We start from the raw sequence: 18,972 nt of genomic DNA, 5'->3' as shown, positions 1-18,972 counted from the left end.
GCTCCACTACAGAAAGACCAGTTCGAAAGGTTGCAGCAGACAATCCAGCAGATTGGACGGCAGCACTGGCTGTTCGTCGTCCCGTCCCAGCTGGCTGACGTGAGCGGCCAACGCCTTGCGCTTGCGTGCCAAGCGGCTTTCATCGAGTTGCAGACGGTGGGCACGGGGCCACGGCAGACGTGGATCGTCAGGCTCTGCCCAATGCCATGCCCAAACCGGTACCTCGGCCAATTGCACCTGGCGGGCCGCCGCCGCATGCGCGGCAGCGCGGCCGACGGCCTCGTGATCGCAATGCCCGTCATTACGCCAGGTAGCCATCAACAGGTCATCGGGCCGCAGCAACTGGGTGAGGTGGCTAACCAGAAACGCTTCTTCACGCGGCAGCTGGCCGTCCCTGAGATGCAGCCTGCGCCAGTCCATCTGGTTTGGCTCCAGGCCCAGCTGCTTCAGGGCCTGGCGGCTCTCCAGAGGGCGCTGGCGGCGCAAGCGGTGCTCGCTCCAGTGGCTGGAACCTGGGTGACTGCCCTCACCATCGGTGGCGGAAATCAGCACCAGTTCTTCTTCGCGACCGGTGAACCCCGCCAGCAGGCCGCCGGCCATGAGTATTTCGTCGTCCGGGTGGGGTGCAATCAATACCAGGCGGCGCCCTGGCGGGCAAAGCTGGCGCGGATCGAGCCAGGTAGCACGGGCCAGATGCGCGGCCTGTTGCCAGGATGCCCAAGGCGTGCCACTGCTCGACTGAATCAGATTCTCGTTCATAGCTGCCAGGCTCCGGCCGGCCCCTGGGCCAACTGCTGGCCCAACACCGCCAGGTCACGCTCGGCATGACTTTGGCGAATGAACACCGGCAGATCGGCGCTCAGCCGAGCAAAGTGGCTGCTGCGGCAGAAGGGTGTAGCGCCCAGCGCTCGCCCGACATGGCTGATCACCTGTTCCACCGCCTGTTCTACCTGGGCACGGGTACGGCGCACTTCGAAACTGGCATCTGCTGCAGGCTGCAGGTCGATCCAGGCGGCGCACTCGCGCAGCGCTGCGCGGGCACCGTACAACGCAGCGTCAACGGCCCCCAGATGGGCATCGGCATGCGGGTCGGGGCGGGGCCTGCGGCAGTGTTCGCGCAGGTAGTCCGCCAGCGCTTCAGCCGCGCCGAACCAGCAGGCGGCGATGCCTGCACCGCCGTGCCAGAAGCCTGGGCGTGCAAGGTATTGGCCGGCCTTGCCGATGAGCGTACCAGGAGTGTCGTTGAACGACAGTTCGACGCTGGCAGTCGTGCCCATGCCTACAGCCTGCCAATGCTCGATGTTCAAACCCTGGCTCGGTTGCGACAATTCGATGGCCACCAGTTGCGGTTGCTCCGCCTCATCCCAGGCGGTGATCAACGCCCGGTCGATCTGCAAGGCGCCTGAACACCAGGCCTTGCGGCCGTTCAATAGCACCTGTTTACCTTCGCGAGCCGTGATCCGCGTACGGGCATCAGGCGGTTCGGCGGCCCACACGCCCCAGATGCCGTCGCGCGCGTGGTACGCGGCACCACACTCGGCCAGAATTGCCAGGGCATCTGTGTGGCCTTCATAGAGTTTGGCCAGAGCCAGGTCGCAACCCGCCACGCGGGCCAAGGTCTGCCAGCGACGCAGGGTGTTGCCTTGCCCCGGCAAGGGCAGCAGGTCCAGGTGGTCAGCTTGCAGCGCCTGAATCAGCTGCGGCAGCTGGGTGTCGAGGTTAAGCGCTTGCTGGCGTTCGCCAAAGGCGCGCAACAGGCGGTCAAGGGTGGTCAGGTTGAAGTCTTGAACGATGCTCATGGGCGTGTCTCCCGGGTCATGTCCATTCGCTGTTGCGCCATCACGAGAGCCCCAGTTGCTTGCGCATGCGGGCAGTGATGGACTGGCGCACCTTGCCCAGGTCGGCCCATGGGTCTTCGACTTCTGCGAGACGCTCGCGCACGTTGGCGATGTTCCACGTGTTGGCGGCTTTGAGCTGCACCAGCTCGTCGCGCCATATGGGCACCGAAACAGGCAGCCCCTCTCGGGCACGCAGGGAGTAAGCGCACGCGGTGGTGGCGCCTTTGCTGTTGCGCAGGTAATCGATGAAGATGCGCCCAACACGGTTTTTCGGCCCAGACACCGCGCTGAGACGGTCCGGGAACAACGTGGCCAGGTAGTTGACGATGGCGTGGCTGAAGCCTTTGACTTCGTCCCAGCCGGCGCGCCGGGTCAACGGCACTACAACATGAATGCCTTTGCCTCCACTGGTTTTCAGGAACACCTTCAGGCCTAGCTCGTCAAGCAGGGTAAGGGTGAGCTGAGTCGCCTCCAGCATGGCCTTCCAGGGCAACGCGGGGTCAGGGTCCAGGTCGAGCACGAAGCGGTCGGGTTTGTCGAAGTCCTTGTCCGTGGCGTTCCAGGTGTGCAGTTCAAGCATGTTCATCTGCACCGCGCCTAGCAGCGTGTCTGGGCGATTGATAACCATCGCCGCCTGGCCGGCCTCGGCCTTTTCGTAGCTAAGCACGTTGGGTATGTGCAGCTGGCCCGCGTTCTTTTGGAAGAACAGCTCGCCGGCCAGGCCGTCCGGTGCGCGAACCAGCGCCACCGGGCGGTGCTTGAGCTGTGGCAGGATCCATTGGCTGATGTCGGCATAGTATTCGGCGACTTCGCGCTTGGTCGCACCCAGGGTGGCGTCGATCACCCTGTCAGGATGTGTCAGGTGCAGTTCATCCGGGGTTTCAGACGTCTTGGCCTGCTTGCTGCGCTTAGGCACGGTCTTGGCGGGCATGGCGCGCTCCAGGTCGATAGCTGTTGCCGCCTTGTCGTCGCGCAGGCCGTGGAAAACCGAGTGGCGCACGATGCCATCACGGGTCATCTGGGCATAGGCGACTTCAGCGAGCAGTTTCGGTTGCAGCCAATGCACACCACGGGCTTCGGCACCGGTGGGCGGCCTGGCCACGGCTGGCTTGGCAGTTTCCAGGGACGTTAACCGGGCAAGCAGGGTGGCCAGGGTGGTATCACTGAAGCCGGTACCTACCTTTCCGGCATAGCGCAGCTCACCACTGTCGTTGTCGTGCAGGGCCAGCAGCAAGGCCCCGAAGCCGCTGCGGCTGCCTTTGGGGTCGGTGTAGCCGACGATCACGAATTCCTGGCGTTGCTTGCACTTGAGCTTGACCCAGTCCGAGCTGCGGCGGCCACTGTACGGGCTGTCGACGCGTTTGCCGATCAGCCCTTCGAGCTGCAGACGGCAGGCGCTGTCGAGCAGGGATTCGACAGGCTGGTCAAAGTCGGCAGAAAACTTGAGTACGTCCGACTTATCGTGCCCAAGCAATTGGCGTAAGGTGTCGCGGCGGCCCTGCAGCGGTACCTGACGCAGGTCCCGACCACCAAGAAACGGCAGGTCGAACAGGTAATAGGCAATGCCTTCGTCATGCTCGGTATCGAAGGCGTTCTGCAAGGCTTGGAAGTCTGCTGCGCCATTTTCGTCAACCACCACCATTTCGCCATCGAGCCAGGCCGAACCGACACCCAGCGCGCGCAAGGCAGCGACCTGCCGGGGCATTTTGCTGCTCCAGTCGTGGCCATTGCGGGTGAACAGGCGGATGTCTTCGCCGTCGATGCGGGCCATGATGCGGTAGCCGTCGAACTTGACTTCATAGCGCCAGTCGCCGCTAGGCGGGGAATCCACCAACGTTGCAAGCTGCGGCTGTAGCTGCGCTGGCAACGGCGCATGCTGGCCTTTTCCGGTGCGTTGACGGTTGGTGCGCGGTGTAGTGGCCTTTTTTGCAGCGGCCTTGCGTGGCAACAAGGTGCGGTCGCTGAGCACGCTGTCAGGCTGGGCCTCGACAATGCTGTAGTCAGCTTCGCTGCGCGCCTGGCCATCGTGGGACTTCACCAGCATCCATTGCTCCTTTTTGCCGGCCAGGTGGGTGCGAAACAGGTTCCACACACCACTGAGCTTTTCACCCTGCAGGCGAAAGCGCAGCTTGCCTTTGGCATAAGCCTCACGGGCATCGCCCTCGGGCTCCCATATGCCACGGTCCCAAACGATCACATCGCCTGCACCATAGTGGCCTTCGGGGATATGCCCCTCGAAGTCGGCGTAGTCCAGCGGATGGTCCTCCACATGCACGGCCAGTCGGCGCACCTTGGGGTCCAGCGACGGCCCCTTGGGGATCGCCCAGCTCTTCAGGGTGCCATCAAGCTCCAGGCGGAAGTCATAGTGCAGGTGGCTGGCGTCATGCTTCTGGATGCAGAACAGCAGGGCGTGGGCCTGTTTACCACGGCTGCGCCTGCCGTCTGGCTCGGGCGTGGCGCTGAAGTCACGCTTGCGCGCATATTCCTGCAGGGGCTTGGCCATGGAGGGCTCCGGGTGGTTCGCAGTCTCTAAGGTGGGAGGCGCTGCAGTGAGGGGTAGTTCAAAAAACTCTGAATCTTCAACAGGCAGACGCAGTCGACCGAATGAAGCCAACCGACGGAGAACCCACATGGCCAGAACAGATAAACCCACGCCGTATACCCCTACAGAAATCGATGACACCGAAGACCGCATGGGCAGCGTCCACGAGTTGGACTTCGATGAGCGCCTGGATGAGCGACAAGGACGTGTGGGCGACGAACGACCGGCCGACGACGTCGCTCGGGAGTTTTCACCACGGCGTGTGGCCGAAAGCGGCATGACCGGCGGCGAGGCGCTGAGTGATAGCCTGCATGAAGACAACGTCACCTATGACGATTTGAGCCAGGACACTCTGCTGGACGAAACAGGTGCCCGCGACCCGTATGAGTCTGGCGACAGTGAGGGCCCGGCGGATCAGACCTTGCGGCAGGTGAACGCCGATGAGATCGGGGGCGGCATAGGCTTGGACGAGGCCGAGCTGGCGCGGTCCGCGCCGCTGGACGGCATACCGTGGAGCGATGATGCGGTCATTGACGAGGACAGCAAGCCTTGAGCGAGCCGAGCCGCTGAGCGGCTGGACGTTGCCCTGAAGCCAGTGTCAGGTTTGGGCGGGTGTGTCGTCCTGGCGCATGGCTTTGGCGCGCTTTTCCAGGATCAGGTAGCAGATCACCGCCAGCAGCAGCGGGATCAAGTAGTACAGCGTGCGATAGCCCAGCAGGGCAGCCACCAGCGTGCCCTGGGCCATCTGCCCGTGTAGCAGAGCCAGAAACACTGCCTCCAGCACGCCCAGCCCGGCCGGTATATGCGCGACCACGCCAGCCACGCAGCTGATCAGCAGAATGCCGAGTATCGAGGGGTAAAACGCGTTGCCCGGCAAAAGCCAGAAGATCAGCAGCGCCATCAGTGCCCAGTTGCTGGCGCCCAGCGCCACCTGGCTCAACGCCAGGCGCAGCGACGGTAGCGTCACTTCGTGATCGCGCCAGCACCAGGTGCGCTTTTTGGCAAAACCACAGGCCAGCAGATAACCGCCGGCGATCGCCAGCAGCAGCAGGCCGATCAGGCGCAAGCCTGTAGCGCCCACCGCCCAGTTACTGGGCAGCTCGACCAGGTCCAAAGCAAATACTGTGCCGCCCAGTAGCATGTAGCCCATCCAGTTGGTCAGCAGGCCCAGGGTTAGAATGCGTGTGATCGTCGCCGTGTCCAGGCCAAGGCGCCCGTATAGCCGGTAACGCAAGGCGACGCCGCCCACCCAGGTGGTAAAATTGAGGTTGAAGGCGTAGCACACGAACGCGATGGGCACTACCTGCCGGGCAGGCAAGTGGTGGCCGGTGTAAGCCCGTGCCAGCAGGTCGTAGCTGGCGAACGTGAGGTAGCTGCACAGCGCAATCGCCAAGCCTATGACGAGGGCACCAGGTTTGTAGGCCAGCAAGGACTGGCGCACTTCGTTCCAGTCCAGGTTGCGCGCCAGCAGGTACAGCAACACAGGGATGAGGACCAGGAACGCCAGCGTGAACAAGCGTTTGCCCCAGCTTTGCCAGCCTTTGCGCGCCATCAGGTGCTGCCCTCGTGCAAGTCGCCTTGCGGCTCGGCTTCCGGCTGCACCGAGCGCAACCGCTGGCGGTGCGCCGGGAACCAGCCGGCAATGCGCGGAAAATGGCGAATCACGTGGAAACATACGAAAATCAGCGGTGCCCGCCACCAGTAACCGCGAATCATGCGCTCCAGGGTGACTGGCTTGCAGTGTTCGTTGGCCAGGGCCTGCAGGTGCTGATTCAGTTGCTGGTTGAAGGCTCGGTCACGGATGAACAGATTGGCCTCCAGGTTGAATGACAGGCTCAGTGGGTCGAGGTTGCTGGAACCGACGGTGGCCCACTGGTCGTCCACCAGCGCCACCTTGCCATGCAGCGGCCGCTGGCAGTATTCGTTAATCACCACGCCGTCGCGCAGCAGGTAGTTGTACAGCAGGCGTGAGAGTGCGCGGACCCAGCGCATGTCGGGTTGGCCCTGCAAAATCAAACGCACTTCCACGCCACGCCGGGCTGCATTGCGCAGCTCACGCATCAGCCGGTAGCCTGGGAAGAAATACGCATTGGCGACCACGATGCGCTGCTTGGCCCCCCGAAAAGCCTGAAGGTAGTGGGCTTCGATATCGGTACTGCGCAGCCCGTTGTCGCGCTCGACCAGCACGGCGCTGCTGGCCCCGGCAGGCTCGGTAACCGGGCGAGCCGCACTGGGTGGCTGCAGCACTGGCGACATCAGGCGCTTGCTGGCGGCATGTACCTGTGCAACCACCGGGCCGGTGACTTCCACGGCATAGTCCTGCTTGGCCATGGCACCAAAGTCGCCCAGGTGGTCGGCGCTGTAGTTGATGCCTCCGATGAAGGCCCGCTCACCATCGACCACCACGATCTTGCGGTGCAGGCGCCGGAACAGGTTGGTACGCATGCCCACTAGCCGCGGCTGCGGGTCGAACGCGTGGAAGCTCACGCCCACATCGGTCATCGCCGAAATGAACGCGCCTGGCAGGTCGGCGGTGCCGTAGCCGTCTACCGCCACTTCCACACGCACGCCGCGCCGGGCCGCATCGATCAGCACCTGCTGCAGTTGCTGGCCAACCTTGTCGTCGAAGATGATGAACGTTTCCAGCAGGATTTCTTCTCGCGCCTGGGCCATGGCCTCGAACACGCGGGGGTAGTACTGCTCGCCATTGATCAGCAACTGCACGCTGTTGCCGTCTACCCAAGGTCGGTTCACAGGTTGATCTCCGCAGCCAGTGGGACGTGGTCGGAGAGGTGCGACCACGGGTATTTCGACAGCACCTGGGCAGCACCGGGCACGGCGTTGCGCAAGTAGATGCGGTCCAGGCGTAACAACGGCAGGCGCGCGGGGAAACTGCGCGCCGGCTTGCCGAAGGCCTCTATCAGGTGCTCGCAGAGCACGGCGTCGGCCTTAAGCCGCCAATCGTTGAAATCGCCGGCGACGATCACCGGCGCTCGGGGCGGCAGGCTGGCCAACAGGTCCAGCATCAGCGTGACCTGGCGCTGCCGGTGGGCCTCACGCAGGCCCAGGTGTACGCACACCGCATGCACCTGATCATGGCCCGGCACTTCCAGCTGGCAATGCAGCAAGCCGCGCTGTTCGTTGCCCTGCACTGAAACATCCAGGTTGTTGAAGTGGCTGATGGGGAATTTCGACAGCAACGCGTTGCCGTGGTCGCCATGCGGGTACACGGCATTGCGCCCATAGGCGAACTGCGGCCACATGCTGTCGGCGAGAAACTCGTATTGCGGCGTTTCTGGCCAGGCCGCATGGCGCTGGGCATGTTGCTGGTGGCTGCCGTGCACTTCCTGCAAGAACACCAGGTCAGCGCCGGTGGCGCGCACCGCCTCGCGCAACTCGGGCAGGATGAAGCGCCGGTTGAAGAAGGTGAAGCCCTTGTGCACGTTAAGCGTCAGCACATTGAGCCGGCGCACCGTGGTGACTGTGTCGATGCTACGGTTTGGGGCGGGCAGGGTCTTGTCCACAAGGCGCCTTCCATTCAGTTGCTCTGAATGTGCGACTGGTGGAGCCCCCGCTGGGTTCAGCGCACGTGACCAATGGGAAGTGCTGATGTCGGGTTGAACTTTAGAGCGGCTGACGTTTCCACCGGTTATCCGCTTCGTGGAAGGGTGCCAGCATGAAATTCGACCGCTTCGCCCACTGGCTGGCCAATTGGGCCGGACGCCCGCTGAGCTTTGGCATCGCCTGCCTGCTGATCTTGACCTGGGCAGTGACCGGGCCGCTGTTTCACTTCAATGACACCTGGCAACTGGTGATCAACACCTCGACCACCATCATCACCTTCCTGATGGTGTTCCTGATCCAGAACACCCAGAACCGCGACAACGACGAACTGCACATCAAGATCGACGAACTGCTGCGCACCACGCGCCGGGCACACAAGGCGCTGCTGGACCTGGAGGATATGGACCCCGCCGAGCTGCACGCCCTGCGCAAGCAGTACCGACAGATGGCCGGGCAGGGCAACGATGCGCAGAACACCAAGGAATGAGCTGCCAACCCTGGAGGCAAGCATGGCCAGACATATCATTCACTTCACCGGGCCGATCAATTCCTCGACCTGTGGCAACCTGATCAGTACCTGTTCGCGGGCGTTGCAGCAGGGGGCCGAGGTGTTGCAACTGAACATCGCCACCATGGGCGGTGAATGCAGCTATGGGTTCACTTTGTACAATTTTCTGCGGGCGTTGCCAGTGGAGGTGCATACCCACAACCTGGGCACCGTGGAATCCATGGGCAATATCCTGTTCCTGGCCGGAGAACGGCGCACGGCGTGCAGTTTCAGCAAGTTCCTGTTCCATCCGTTTCACTGGACTTTGCATGGTTCGGTGGACCATTCACGGATGGCCGAGTATGCGATGAGCCTGGATTACGATCTGCGGCTCTATGCGCAGATCGTCACCGAGCGGACCGAGGGGGCAGCCGAGGTGCTGGATGTGCCACGCTACCTGATGGCCTATCCGCGGATTCTAGGGCCACGCGAGGCGATGGAGAACGGGCTGATTGATGCCATTGACGAAATGCCGATCGGGGTGGAGGCCGTTCAGTGGAGTGTGCATGCCTGAGTTTCGTGCCATTGGTCAGCTGCCGGCAAAACCATTGAGCAGACTCATCATTCAGAGGCTCGGAAGCTAGGCATGGCAAAGATTCATGCGACCAGCGACCCATCGCAAGGAGAAACGACATGGCGCAAGACCAAGAGCGAACCCGCCAGCGCGGCGGCACCAAGGAAACCAACCCAGGCAACTTCGCCAATGACCGGGAACGGGCTTCGCGCGCTGGCCAAAAGGGCGGCAAGGCCTCTGGCGGTAACTTCGCCAACGATCGCCAACGGGCTTCGGAAGCAGGCCGCAAGGGTGGGCAGAACAGCCACGGCGGGAGCCGTAGCCAATGAGTGACAGCGCTCGCAGATGATGCCAATTGTTCGCCGAAATTTTGAATTTTCTGGCCATGGCCTGATCAATCAGGGTGTCATCCATGGAGAAGAGGAGGCCCCAGCGATGCCAGGCCCACAGCTGTACATCATCGATTACCAACTGCATGGCCAGCCGCGCAGTTTCATCATTCGTCTGGAGCGGCTGGACAATGCCGAAGCCTGGCATTGGGCAAGTTGCGATGCGGGCATCGGCATCATTCCCAAGTTTGGTCGCGAAAAGATCAAAAAGGTCAGCCGGCCCATGGCCGAACGCTATGGGATTACCGCCGTGAGCTGGCGGGTTTCGGGAAGCAAGCCAAACCAATCGGCGGGAGACCCGGCGGCGACAGGGTAATTGGCCTCTGCGCGGCTGACTCGCGAAGAGGCCAATAGCTTCAACGGGTCATTGTGGCTTTTTCAGCACCAATGTCAGGATGTCATAGCTGGCCACCAGCTCACCCAGCTGGTTGGTCACCTCGACATCCCACGCCACCACACCCTGCGGCTGCCCCAGCGGGCTGGTCTTGCCTTGGTCGATCTTGCGCTTGCAGGTCAGGCGCGCCTGGATGGTATCGCCAATGCCCACCGGGTTGATGAAGCGCAAGGTATCCAGCCCATAGTTGGCCAGCACCGGCCCGGCACCGGGCGACACGAACAACCCGGCCGCCGCCGACAGCACGAAGTAGCCGTGGGCAATGCGTTTACCGAACTGCGATTCCTTCGCGGCGATTTCGTCGAAGTGCATGTAGAAATGGTCGCCCGACAGGCAGCCGAAATTGACCAGGTCAGCTTCCGTCACAGTGCGCCGATGGGTGAGCAGCGACTCGCCGATGCGCAGTTGCTCGAAGTAGCGGCGGAACGGGTGCACTTCGGTTTCGATCACTTCACCACCACGCACGTATTCGCCGGTGACCGCCGTGAGCATGCTCGGCGAACCTTGTATGGCGGCGCGCTGCAGGTAGTGCTTGACGGCCCGCAGGCCACCCAGCTCTTCACCACCACCGGCCCGGCCCGGGCCGCCGTGCTTGAGCTGCGGCAGTGGCGAGCCGTGGCCGGTGGATTCCTTGGCGGCCTCGCTGTCGAGCACCAGCAGGCGGCCATGCCAGGCAGCCGCCGCCGGGATTGCCTTGGCAGCCACGCTGCGGTCGGCGGTAACCAGGGTCGCCACCAGGCTGCCTTTGCCACGCGCCGCCAGCGCCAAGGCCTCGTCGAGGTCGTCATAGGCCATTAGCGTGCTGACCGGGCCGAACGCTTCGATATCGTGGGCGCCACCTTCGGCATGCGGGTCGCGGGCTTGCAGCAGAGTCGGGGCGAAGAAGGCGCCCTCGGCCACGCCCTCGCCACGCGGGGCAAAGCCGTCGCTGGCGCCGAACAATTGGTCACAGCTTTGCAGCAAGCTGCGCACGCGCTCGGCCACGTCGTGCTGCTGATCGTGGGAGGCCAGGGCGCCCATGCGCACGCCTTCCACCGACGGGTCACCGATCACGACTTTGCTCAACCGCTCGCGTAGGCGCGTGGCGACCGCGTCCAAATGCTTGGCCGGCACGATGGCGCGGCGGATGGCGGTGCATTTCTGCCCGGCCTTGGTGGTCATTTCACGCACCACCTCCTTGATGTAAAGGTCGAACTCTTCGCTGTCCGGGGTTACGTCCGGGCCAAGAATGGCGCAGTTCAGCGAGTCGGCTTCAGCCGTGAACGGTACCGAATTGCGTACAAGGTTCGGCGTGACACGCAATTTGGCGGCCGTGTCGGCGGAACCGGTGAAGGTCACCACGTCCTGGCCTTGCAGGCGGTCGAGCAGGTCGCCGGTACTGCCGATCACCAGTTGCAGACTGCCTTCGGGCAGCAGGCCGGAGGCATTCATCAGGCGCACCACGGCTTCGGTCAGGTAACTGGTCGAGGTCGCTGGCTTGACGATACATGGCATGCCGGCCAGGAAGGTCGGGGCGAATTTTTCCAGCATGCCCCAGATGGGGAAGTTGAACGCGTTGATGTGCACCGCAACGCCTGCACGCGGCACCAGAATATGGCTGCCGGCAAAGTGGCCTTGCTTGCCCAACGGGATGGCTGGGCCTTCGTGCACCAGGTTGCCTGATGGAAGCTCGCGGCTGCCGATGCCGGCATAGGAAAACAGCGTGGCGTTGCCGCCTTCGATGTCGATCCAGCTGTCGGCACGGGTTGCACCGCTGTGGTGGGACAGCGCGTAGAGCTGCTCCTTGCGTTCGGCCAAATACAGGGCCAGGGCTTTGAGGCGTTGGGCGCGCTGCTGGAAGTCCATGCCCATCAGCGAGGCCAGCCCCCGCGCTCGCGCGTAATCCACAGCTTCGGCGAAGTCCGGGCGCTCTTCATGGCTGTAGGCCAGCACGTGGCCGTCAAGGGCGCTGCGCAGGGCCTGGGCGCCGTGCTGGCCGAGCCAACGGCCGGCGATGAAACTTTGCAGAGTAGGGGCGGCAGACATGCTGTTCTCCATGCTGTTCAAATGTGAGGGGGGCGCTGTTACCACAGCGCCAGGGTGTAACCGATGATCAGGCGGTTCTCGTCCACGGCGTTGGTCAGGCCATTGCCGGAGCGGAAGGTGACGTTGCGCCAGCGCAGGCTGACGTCTTTGAACGGGCCGCTCTGGATGACATAGGTGATGTCGGTATCGCGCTCGCGCTCGCGGCCATTGCTGACGGTGGCGGTTTGCGCATGACGGCCGTCGGTGTAACGGGACATGAAGCTCAGGCCAGGGATACCCATGGCAACGAAATCGTAGTCGTAGCGCACTTGCCACGAGTCCAGCCCGGCCCGGGTGAAGGTGTTGTAGGTGACCAGGTTGACGGTGAACGGGTCGCCACCGTTGACGAACGGGAAGGCGCTGTCACCGGACATCTGCTGCCAGGTGGCGGTGAACTTGTGCGCCCGTACACCCAGGGTGAACATGGCGTTGAAGTTGCGGTTATCGATGTTGCCGGCACGCTCGGCGCCATCATTGCGGCTGTCGAAATAGCGCAGGTCGCTGCGCAGGCTCACCCCTTCACTCAATGGGCGGGTATCGATCAGGCCGACGAACTGCTGGCGATAGATGTCCTCAAGCTTGGCGTAGTAGTAGCTGACGCTGGTTTGCGGGGTGATGGCGTAGCTACCACCACCAAAGTCCAGGTGGTCGCTGGTCGCGGCGCCGTAGCCGATGTCATCGCGGCCCGAGGAATCGCGCAGGTTGGCCTTGGTCAGGCGGCCGCCATTGAAAGTAAGGCCTTCGAGGTCCTGGCTGGTCAGCAGGCCACCCTGGAAGGTGGATGCCAGCAGTCGGGTGTCGTTGTACACCACCACCGGCAGAATCGGCTGCAAGGTGCCCAGGCGCAAGGTGCTTTTGGACACCCGCACCTTGCCGGTCAGGCCCAACTCACTGTAGTCGTCGACGGGTTCATGGCTGTTCGGGCCGAAGGGCAACAGGCCGGTGTTGCGACGGTCCCGGCTGGAGTCGAGCTTGATGCCCAACTGGCCCATGGCGTCGACGCCAAAGCCGACGGGGCCTTCGGTGAAGCCCGACTCCAGCTTGGCGGTGAAGCCCTGGCCCCATTCCTCGGCCTTGGCCTGGGGCGCATTGCTTTGGCGGAAGTCGCGGTTGATGTAGTGGTTGCGCAGCTCCAGGCGTGCATGGCTGTCGCCGATGAAGTCCGCCAGCGCCGGCATTGGCAGGGCGAGGGTGGCCAGCCAGGCGGCTGACATGAAGTGCGTGCGGTTCATTGTTGTTGTTTTACCCGACATGGTTGTTCGTCCTTGAAATCAGTGCTTGCTGGCGCCGGCAGCGCCGATGCCGGTCATGGAGCGGATGAACTGGCCCAGGTAGCGGCCACGTTCCTCGACGGCACGTTCGGAGCTGTCGGTAACCGAGAACACCCAGGCACTGAGGAAGGCCAGGCTCATGGAGAACAGTGCCGGGTTGCTGTAGGGGAACAGCGCCGTCTCGTTGTGCAACACGTTGACCCACACTGCTGGGCCCAGCACGACCAACAGCACCGCCGAGACCAGGCCGGCCATGCTGCCGCACACCGCGCCGCGGGTGGTCAGGCCTTTCCAGAACATCGAGAGCAGCAGCACCGGGAAGTTGACCGAGGCGGCTACCGCCAGCACCAGGCCGGAGAGGAAGGCGATGTTCTGCGACTCGAACATCAGGCCGAGGATCACCGCAAGCAGGCCGATGACCAGCGTGGCAACACGCGACACGCGCATTTCCTCTTGCTCGGTCGCCTTGCCTTTGCGCATCACGCAGGCATACAGATCGTGGGAGACCGCCGATGCCCCGGACAGCGCCAGGCCGGCGACCACGGCCAGGATGGTGGCGAAAGCCACGGCAGAGATGAAGCCGAGGAACAGGTTGCCACCCACGGCCTGGGCCAAGTGCACGGCGACCATGTTGCCGCCGCCGATGATGGCGCCGGTGGCATCGCGGTAGGACGGCTCGGTGCCAACCATCACGATGGCGCCAAAGCCGACAATGATCAGCAGCAGGTAGAAGTAACCGATGAAGCCAGTGGCGTAGAACACGCTCTTGCGTGCTTCCTTGGCATCACTGACGGTGAAGAAGCGCATCAGAATATGCGGCAGGCCGGCGGTGCCGAACATCATGCCTAAACCGAGAGAAATCGCGTCCACTGGGTTTGACAGCAAGCCGCCCGGGGCCATGATCGCCTGGCCCTTGGCATGCACGGCCACGGCGCTGGCAAACATCGCTTCGGTGCTGAAACCAAAGTGCTTGAGCACCATGAAGGCCATGAAGCTGGTGCCCGACAGCAGCATTACGGCCTTGATGATCTGCACCCAGGTGGTGGCAAGCATGCCGCCGAAGGTGACATAGGCGACCATCAGCACACCGACCAGCATCACGGCGTACAGGTAGCTGATGCCGAACAGCAGCTCGATCAGCTTGCCGGCGCCGACCATCTGCGCCACCAGGTACATCAACGCCACCACCAGGGTGCCAAAGGCCGAGGTCAGGCGCACCGGGGTTTGCGCCAGGCGGTAGCTGACCACGTCGGCGAAAGTGTACTTGCCCAGGTTGCGCAGGCGCTCTGCAATCAGGAACAGGATGATCGGCCAACCGGCCAGTACGCCCAGGGCATACAGCAGGCCGTCGTAGCCGTTCATGAACATCATCGCGGAAATACCCAGGAACGACGCGGCGCTGATCATGTCACCGGCGATCGCCAGGCCGTTCTGCATACCGGTCAGCCCCCGCCAGCGGTGTAGAAGTCGCTGGCTGAGCGGGTGCGCATGGCAGCCCAGCGGGTGACCATCAGCGTGAAGCAGACGAACACCATGAACATCGAAATGGCGGTCCAGTTCATTGTGCGCACTCCTGCTTGACCTTGTCGTTGAGCGGGTCGAGCACGTTGTTGGCGCGGTGCACATAGATGCCGGTAAGGGCGAAGGACAGCAGCACCATCAGCACGCCCACCAGCATGCCGACAGTGGTCACGCCGCCGCTGAGGGACTGGCCCAATGTGCTGGGCGAGAACGCCACCAGCAGGACGAAGCCGTAGTAGATCACCAGCATGGCCAGGGTCAGGCTGCCATTGAGACGGCGCTTGCGCCGCACCAGGTGCTGGAAGTCGGGGTGGTTGGCGATGCTTTCTATGCGTTCGGGTGTCATGGGTTGCGATCTCTGGGTGTTGTAATTGTTTTGTTGAGGTCACGCGGGTGTTGCGGTGTTGCTGATGGCCTCTTCGCGGGCTTGCCCGCTCCCACAGGTAAGGCGTTGCTCTTCGCCTTTGTGCGATCCCTGTGGGAGCGGGCGCGCCCGCGAAACAGGCGACGCGGTGTCAAAGCTGGTCGAAATCGAGCACCACCTTGTCGCTCACCGGGTAGGTCTGGCACGACAGCACGTACCCGGCCGCCACTTCGTAGTCTTCAAGGGCATGGTTGCTGTCCATTTCCACTTCGCCCTCGATCACTCGGCACTTGCAGGTGGAGCACACGCCGGCCTTGCACGAGTAGGGCAGCTCGGCGCCGATGGCGTTGCCGGCGTCCAGCACGTTCTGGGTGTTGCGCGGCAGGTCGAAGGTCAGCGCGCGGCCGTCGCTGATCACGGTGATATGGCTGAGCGCCGCGTCCACCTGGCGCGCAGCTTCGCGGGCCTCGCGTCGGGCTTCGTTGCCGGCAGCGGCGAACAGCTCGAAATGGATACGCTGTTTTTCCAGGCCGTTGGCTTGCAAGCTGTCACGCACCGTTTCGGTCATTGCCTGCGGGCCGCAGATGAATGCGGCGTCCAGGCCGGGCACGTCCAGCCAGCGCGAGAACAGCTGGCCGCACTTGTCGGCGTCGATGCGGCCGTTGTACAGGTCAACGTCCTGTTGTTCGCGGCTGAACACGAAAATCAGGTTCAGGCGGTCGAGGTAGGTGTTTTTCAGGTCTTCGAGCTTGTCGCGAAACAGCGCGCCCGAGCTGGAACGGTTGCCATACAGCAAGGTGAAGCGGCTGTTCGGCTCGCTGGCCAGGGTCGTGGCAATGATCGACAGAATCGGCGTAATGCCACTGCCGGCCGCCACTCCCAGGTAATTGCCCTGGCGAGTCGGGTCCAGCGGCACGAAGAAGCTGCCCGATGGCGGCATCACTTCCAGCTGCTGGCCGGCCTTGAGCACTTCGTTTGCAAACGCCGAAAAACGCCCGCCTGGCACACGTTTGACGGCCACACGCAGCTCGCCGTCCTGCACCGCGCTGCAGATGGAGTAGGAGCGGCGGACTTCTTCGTTATCCAGCTGGGTACGCATGACCAGGTACTGCCCCTGGGTGAAGCGGAATTGGTCCTGCAGGTGCTCGGGTATATCGAAGGCGATCGACACCGCATCACGGGTCTCGTTGCGCACTTGCTTGATGGTCAGGCTGTGAAACTGGCTCATGGCGTTCTCCACGGCTCAAATGCATTTGAAATAGTCGAACGGCTCCAGGCACTCGCGGCAGCGGTAAAGCGCCTTGCAGGCCGTGGAACCGAACTGGCTGAGCAATTCGGTATGGGTGCTGCCGCATTGCGGGCAGCACACCTGAGGCGCTTCGCCAAGCAGGCTGCGTTTGCTGGCGCTGCCTTGCGGCGGTGCGATGCCATAAGCACGCAGGCGCTCGCGGCCCAGCTCGGTGATCCAGTCAGTGCTCCAGGCCGGGGTCAGCCGGCGCTCAAGCGCTGGTGCGGCGAAACCGGCCTGCTCCAGCGCCTGGCGGATATCACCCTCGATCACCTCGGTGGCCGGGCAACCGGAGTAGGTCGGGGTGACCACCAGGTGCAGGTGGCCGGCCCGCCAGTCGAGGTCGCGCACGATCCCTAGGTCGACCACGCTGACCACCGGGACTTCCGGGTCCATGACCTGGCCCAATACCGCCCAGGCGCGTGCCAGGTCGCCCCCTTGCAGCGCCCGCGCACCGCGGTCGCCGGCAATCAGCTCACCAGGTTGCATCGGGGTAGGCCCTTGGCAGGAACTGCATCTCGGCCAGCAGCAGGCCCAAGTGCTCGGTGTGCAGCCCTTTGCGGCCATCCAGGTAGAAATGGCTGGCGGCCTTGGGCAGCGGCAGCTCGACCGAAGTGAAGGTCGTTGTGACCTGTTGGAGCCAGGCGGCACCGACAGCGGCAGGGTTGGCGCCGATACCGGCTTCGGCCAAATGCACTTCGTTGTCGCTGCCGGTCGTGAGTTCGACAGTGAAACGCCACAGTGACGGGATAGCGGCGAGCATGCGCTGGCGGCTTTCTTCGGTGCCATCACCCAGGCGTTGTACCCACTCGCTGGAGCGGCGCAAGTGGTAGGTGACTTCCTTCAGGGCCTTGGCGGCGATGCCGGCGACACGCGCATCGCTGGACTCGACCAGCCCCTGAAGCACGGCGAAGTGCCAGGCGTCGTAGAGAAACTGCTTGGTCATGGTCACGGCAAAGTCGCCGTTGGGTTGCTCGACCAGCAGCAGGTTGCGGTAGGCGCGCTCGTCACGGCGCAAAGCCAGGGCATCGGCATCACGGCCGTCATCGAGCAGCTCGGCGGCATACTCCAGCCAGTTGCGCGCCTGCCCGACCAGGTCGAGGCCGACGTTCATCAAGGCCAGCTCTTCTTCGATGGCAGGCGCACGGCCACACCATTCGCAAAGGCGCTGGCCCTGCACCAGGGCACTGTCGCCGAGCAGCAGCAGGTAAGGAATAAGGGCTTCTTTATGCATGGCCAACCTCACATGTGTCCGACTTCGTCGGGCAGCTCATAGAAGCTGGCATGGCGATAGACCTTATCGTCCGAGGGGGCGAACAGCGGGTCTTTCTCGTCGGGGGAGGAGGCGGTGATCAGCGCCGAAGGCACCACCCACAGGCTCACGCCTTCGCTGCGGCGGGTGTACAGCTCGCGGGCGTTCTCGATGGCCATGGCGGCATCGGCAGCGTGCACGCTGCCGACATGCTTGTGGTTAAGGCCGTGCTTGCTGCGCACGAACACTTCGTAGAGGGTCCAGACAGACATTTTCGATCTCCGCATCAATCGCCGCTCAGGCGGCGTTCTTGTTCTGTTGCTTGCGCGCGTAGGCCACGGCGGCCTCGCGTACCCAGGCACCGCTCTCGATGGCGTTGCGCCGAGTGGCGACACGTTCCAGGTTGCACGGGCCATTGCCCTTGATCACTTCGTAGAATTCGTCCCACTGGATTTCGCCGAAGTCGTAATGGCCGCGTTCGGCGTTCCACTTCAGCTCAGGGTCCGGGGCAGTGCAGCCAAGTAGCTCGAGCTGTGGCACGGTCTGGTCGATGAAACGCTGGCGCAGCTCGTCGTTGGTCTGGCGCTTGATCTTCCAGGCCATCGACTGGGCGCTGTTGGGCGAGTGTTCGTCGCTGGGGCCGAACATCATCAGCGCAGGCCACCACAGGCGGTTGATGGCGTCCTGGACCATGTCCTTCTGGGCCTGGGTGCCATGACGCATCATGGTCAGGAGCATTTCGTAGCCCTGGCGCTGGTGGAAGCTCTCTTCCTTGCAGATACGGATCATGGCGCGGGAGTAGGGGCCGTAGGAGGTGCGTTGCAGCACCACCTGGTTGACGATGGCCGCGCCATCTACCAGCCAGCCCACTGCGCCCATGTCGGCCCAGCTGAGGGTGGGGTAGTTGAAGATGCTTGAATACTTGGCCTTGCCGCTGTGCAGCTTGGCCACTTCTTCGTCGCGGTCGGCACCCAGGGTTTCCATGGCGCTGTACAGGTACAGGCCGTGGCCGGCTTCGTCCTGGATCTTGGCCATCAACTGCAGCTTGCGCTTGAGGCTGGGGGCGCGGGTGACCCAGTTGCCTTCGGGCAGCATGCCGACGATTTCCGAGTGGGCGTGCTGGGAGATCTGCCGGATGAGGGTTTGGCGGTAGGCCTCGGGCATCCAGTTCTTGGCTTCGATCTTGATTTCGGCGTCGATCTTTTCCTGGAAGTTGCGCTCCTCGGGGGACATTTCTTCCAGCGATTTGACGCGCTTGACTCCGGTTTCCACTAGCTGTGCGTACATGAGTTCAGACTCCTGCTGAGGCATGAGTCATTTGTAAGCGATACAAAACATAACGTCAAACAGTTTTATATGTATCGAATAAGATTTGTGTATCACATTGCCCACCGACGGGGGCTGCCTTGCAGGCCAATCGCGAC

19 protein-coding genes and 1 pseudogene are annotated in these 18,972 nt (G+C 63.1%); 5 read left to right on the top strand and 15 right to left on the bottom strand.

The window, feature by feature from the left end:
* Positions 1-6 precede the first annotated feature (6 nt).
* Genes AB5975_24035 through ligD form a run of 3 tightly spaced genes read right to left on the bottom strand, consistent with a single transcriptional unit; the run spans position 7 to position 4,341 of the window.
* A complete protein-coding gene (locus AB5975_24035; protein XDR19551.1) occupies positions 7-759 on the bottom strand; it encodes a PIG-L deacetylase family protein in 753 nt (250 codons plus the stop codon).
* Positions 756-1,799, bottom strand: coding sequence for an acyl-CoA dehydrogenase (locus tag AB5975_24030; GenBank protein XDR19550.1), 1,044 nt, complete (start codon positions 1,797-1,799; stop codon positions 756-758). Before AB5975_24030 ends, AB5975_24035 begins: the two co-directional genes overlap by 4 nt.
* A gap of 40 nt (positions 1,800-1,839) precedes the next feature.
* A complete protein-coding gene (gene ligD, locus AB5975_24025) occupies positions 1,840-4,341 on the bottom strand; it encodes a DNA ligase D (protein XDR19549.1) in 2,502 nt (833 codons plus the stop codon).
* 127 nt (positions 4,342-4,468) lie between these two features.
* On the opposite strand from ligD, the gene AB5975_24020 reads away from it, so the two are divergent.
* On the top strand, positions 4,469-4,933 hold the full coding sequence (locus AB5975_24020) for a phosphotransferase system, HPr-related protein (GenBank protein ID XDR19548.1): 465 nt from the start codon (positions 4,469-4,471) through the stop codon (positions 4,931-4,933).
* A 45-nt stretch (positions 4,934-4,978) separates the two neighbouring features.
* On the opposite strand, the gene AB5975_24015 is transcribed toward AB5975_24020, so the two are convergent.
* From AB5975_24015 to AB5975_24005, 3 genes are read right to left on the bottom strand one after another with little or no spacing between them, the layout of a single operon-like run.
* Positions 4,979-5,932 (bottom strand): lysylphosphatidylglycerol synthase domain-containing protein, encoded by a 954-nt coding sequence (locus tag AB5975_24015; protein ID XDR19547.1) that lies wholly within the window; start codon positions 5,930-5,932, stop codon positions 4,979-4,981.
* Complete coding sequence (clsB, locus tag AB5975_24010) at positions 5,932-7,134, bottom strand: cardiolipin synthase ClsB (GenBank protein XDR19546.1); 1,203 nt, start codon at positions 7,132-7,134, stop codon at positions 5,932-5,934. Before clsB ends, AB5975_24015 begins: the two co-directional genes overlap by 1 nt.
* Entirely contained in the window at positions 7,131-7,904 is a 774-nt protein-coding gene (locus tag AB5975_24005) for an endonuclease/exonuclease/phosphatase family protein (GenBank protein XDR19545.1), read from the bottom strand. The genes clsB and AB5975_24005 overlap by 4 nt, the downstream gene beginning before the upstream one ends.
* A gap of 152 nt (positions 7,905-8,056) precedes the next feature.
* On the opposite strand from AB5975_24005, the gene AB5975_24000 reads away from it, so the two are divergent.
* From AB5975_24000 to AB5975_23985, 4 genes are all read left to right on the top strand, one after another.
* The gene (locus AB5975_24000) at positions 8,057-8,431 is read left to right on the top strand and encodes a low affinity iron permease family protein (GenBank protein XDR19544.1); all 375 of its coding nucleotides are present in this window, start codon (positions 8,057-8,059) and stop codon (positions 8,429-8,431) included.
* Positions 8,432-8,453: 22 nt separating this feature from the next.
* Entirely contained in the window at positions 8,454-9,005 is a 552-nt protein-coding gene (locus AB5975_23995) for an ATP-dependent Clp protease proteolytic subunit (protein XDR19543.1), read from the top strand.
* 119 nt (positions 9,006-9,124) lie between these two features.
* Positions 9,125-9,334 (top strand): general stress protein, encoded by a 210-nt coding sequence (locus AB5975_23990; GenBank protein ID XDR19542.1) that lies wholly within the window; start codon positions 9,125-9,127, stop codon positions 9,332-9,334.
* A 106-nt stretch (positions 9,335-9,440) separates the two neighbouring features.
* Positions 9,441-9,710: a DUF6555 family protein gene (locus AB5975_23985; protein XDR19541.1), complete on the top strand. Its 270-nt coding sequence runs from the start codon at positions 9,441-9,443 to the stop codon at positions 9,708-9,710.
* A 48-nt stretch (positions 9,711-9,758) separates the two neighbouring features.
* Here the strand turns inward: AB5975_23985 and paaZ are convergent, their stop codons facing one another.
* The 9 genes and pseudogenes from paaZ to paaA form a co-directional block, all read right to left on the bottom strand.
* Positions 9,759-11,813 (bottom strand): phenylacetic acid degradation bifunctional protein PaaZ, encoded by a 2,055-nt coding sequence (paaZ, locus tag AB5975_23980; GenBank protein ID XDR19540.1) that lies wholly within the window; start codon positions 11,811-11,813, stop codon positions 9,759-9,761.
* A gap of 38 nt (positions 11,814-11,851) precedes the next feature.
* On the bottom strand, positions 11,852-13,084 hold the full coding sequence (locus AB5975_23975; protein ID XDR23026.1) for an OprD family porin: 1,233 nt from the start codon (positions 13,082-13,084) through the stop codon (positions 11,852-11,854).
* Between the two features lie 39 nt (positions 13,085-13,123).
* A pseudogene (locus AB5975_23970) lies at positions 13,124-14,691 on the bottom strand (cation acetate symporter).
* Complete coding sequence (locus tag AB5975_23965) at positions 14,682-14,990, bottom strand: DUF485 domain-containing protein (GenBank protein ID XDR19539.1); 309 nt, start codon at positions 14,988-14,990, stop codon at positions 14,682-14,684. Before AB5975_23965 ends, AB5975_23970 begins: the two are co-directional and overlap by 10 nt.
* Before the next feature lie 169 nt (positions 14,991-15,159).
* A complete protein-coding gene (paaE, locus tag AB5975_23960) occupies positions 15,160-16,236 on the bottom strand; it encodes a 1,2-phenylacetyl-CoA epoxidase subunit PaaE (GenBank protein XDR19538.1) in 1,077 nt (358 codons plus the stop codon).
* A 15-nt stretch (positions 16,237-16,251) separates the two neighbouring features.
* Positions 16,252-16,785 (bottom strand): 1,2-phenylacetyl-CoA epoxidase subunit PaaD, encoded by a 534-nt coding sequence (gene paaD, locus AB5975_23955; GenBank protein ID XDR19537.1) that lies wholly within the window; start codon positions 16,783-16,785, stop codon positions 16,252-16,254.
* A complete protein-coding gene (gene paaC / locus AB5975_23950) occupies positions 16,772-17,530 on the bottom strand; it encodes a 1,2-phenylacetyl-CoA epoxidase subunit PaaC (protein ID XDR19536.1) in 759 nt (252 codons plus the stop codon). The genes paaD and paaC overlap by 14 nt, the downstream gene beginning before the upstream one ends.
* Before the next feature lie 8 nt (positions 17,531-17,538).
* Entirely contained in the window at positions 17,539-17,820 is a 282-nt protein-coding gene (paaB, locus tag AB5975_23945) for a 1,2-phenylacetyl-CoA epoxidase subunit PaaB (GenBank protein XDR19535.1), read from the bottom strand.
* Between the two features lie 25 nt (positions 17,821-17,845).
* A complete protein-coding gene (gene paaA, locus AB5975_23940; protein XDR19534.1) occupies positions 17,846-18,835 on the bottom strand; it encodes a 1,2-phenylacetyl-CoA epoxidase subunit PaaA in 990 nt (329 codons plus the stop codon).
* Positions 18,836-18,972 lie beyond the last annotated feature (137 nt).

Origin of the sequence: Pseudomonas putida (genome assembly GCA_041071465.1) — a bacterium.
GTDB classification, from domain to species: Bacteria; Pseudomonadota; Gammaproteobacteria; order Pseudomonadales; family Pseudomonadaceae; genus Aquipseudomonas; species Aquipseudomonas putida_P.
Note: the sequence above shows the minus strand (reverse complement) of the source record. Positions and strands in the feature narration are given on the sequence as shown.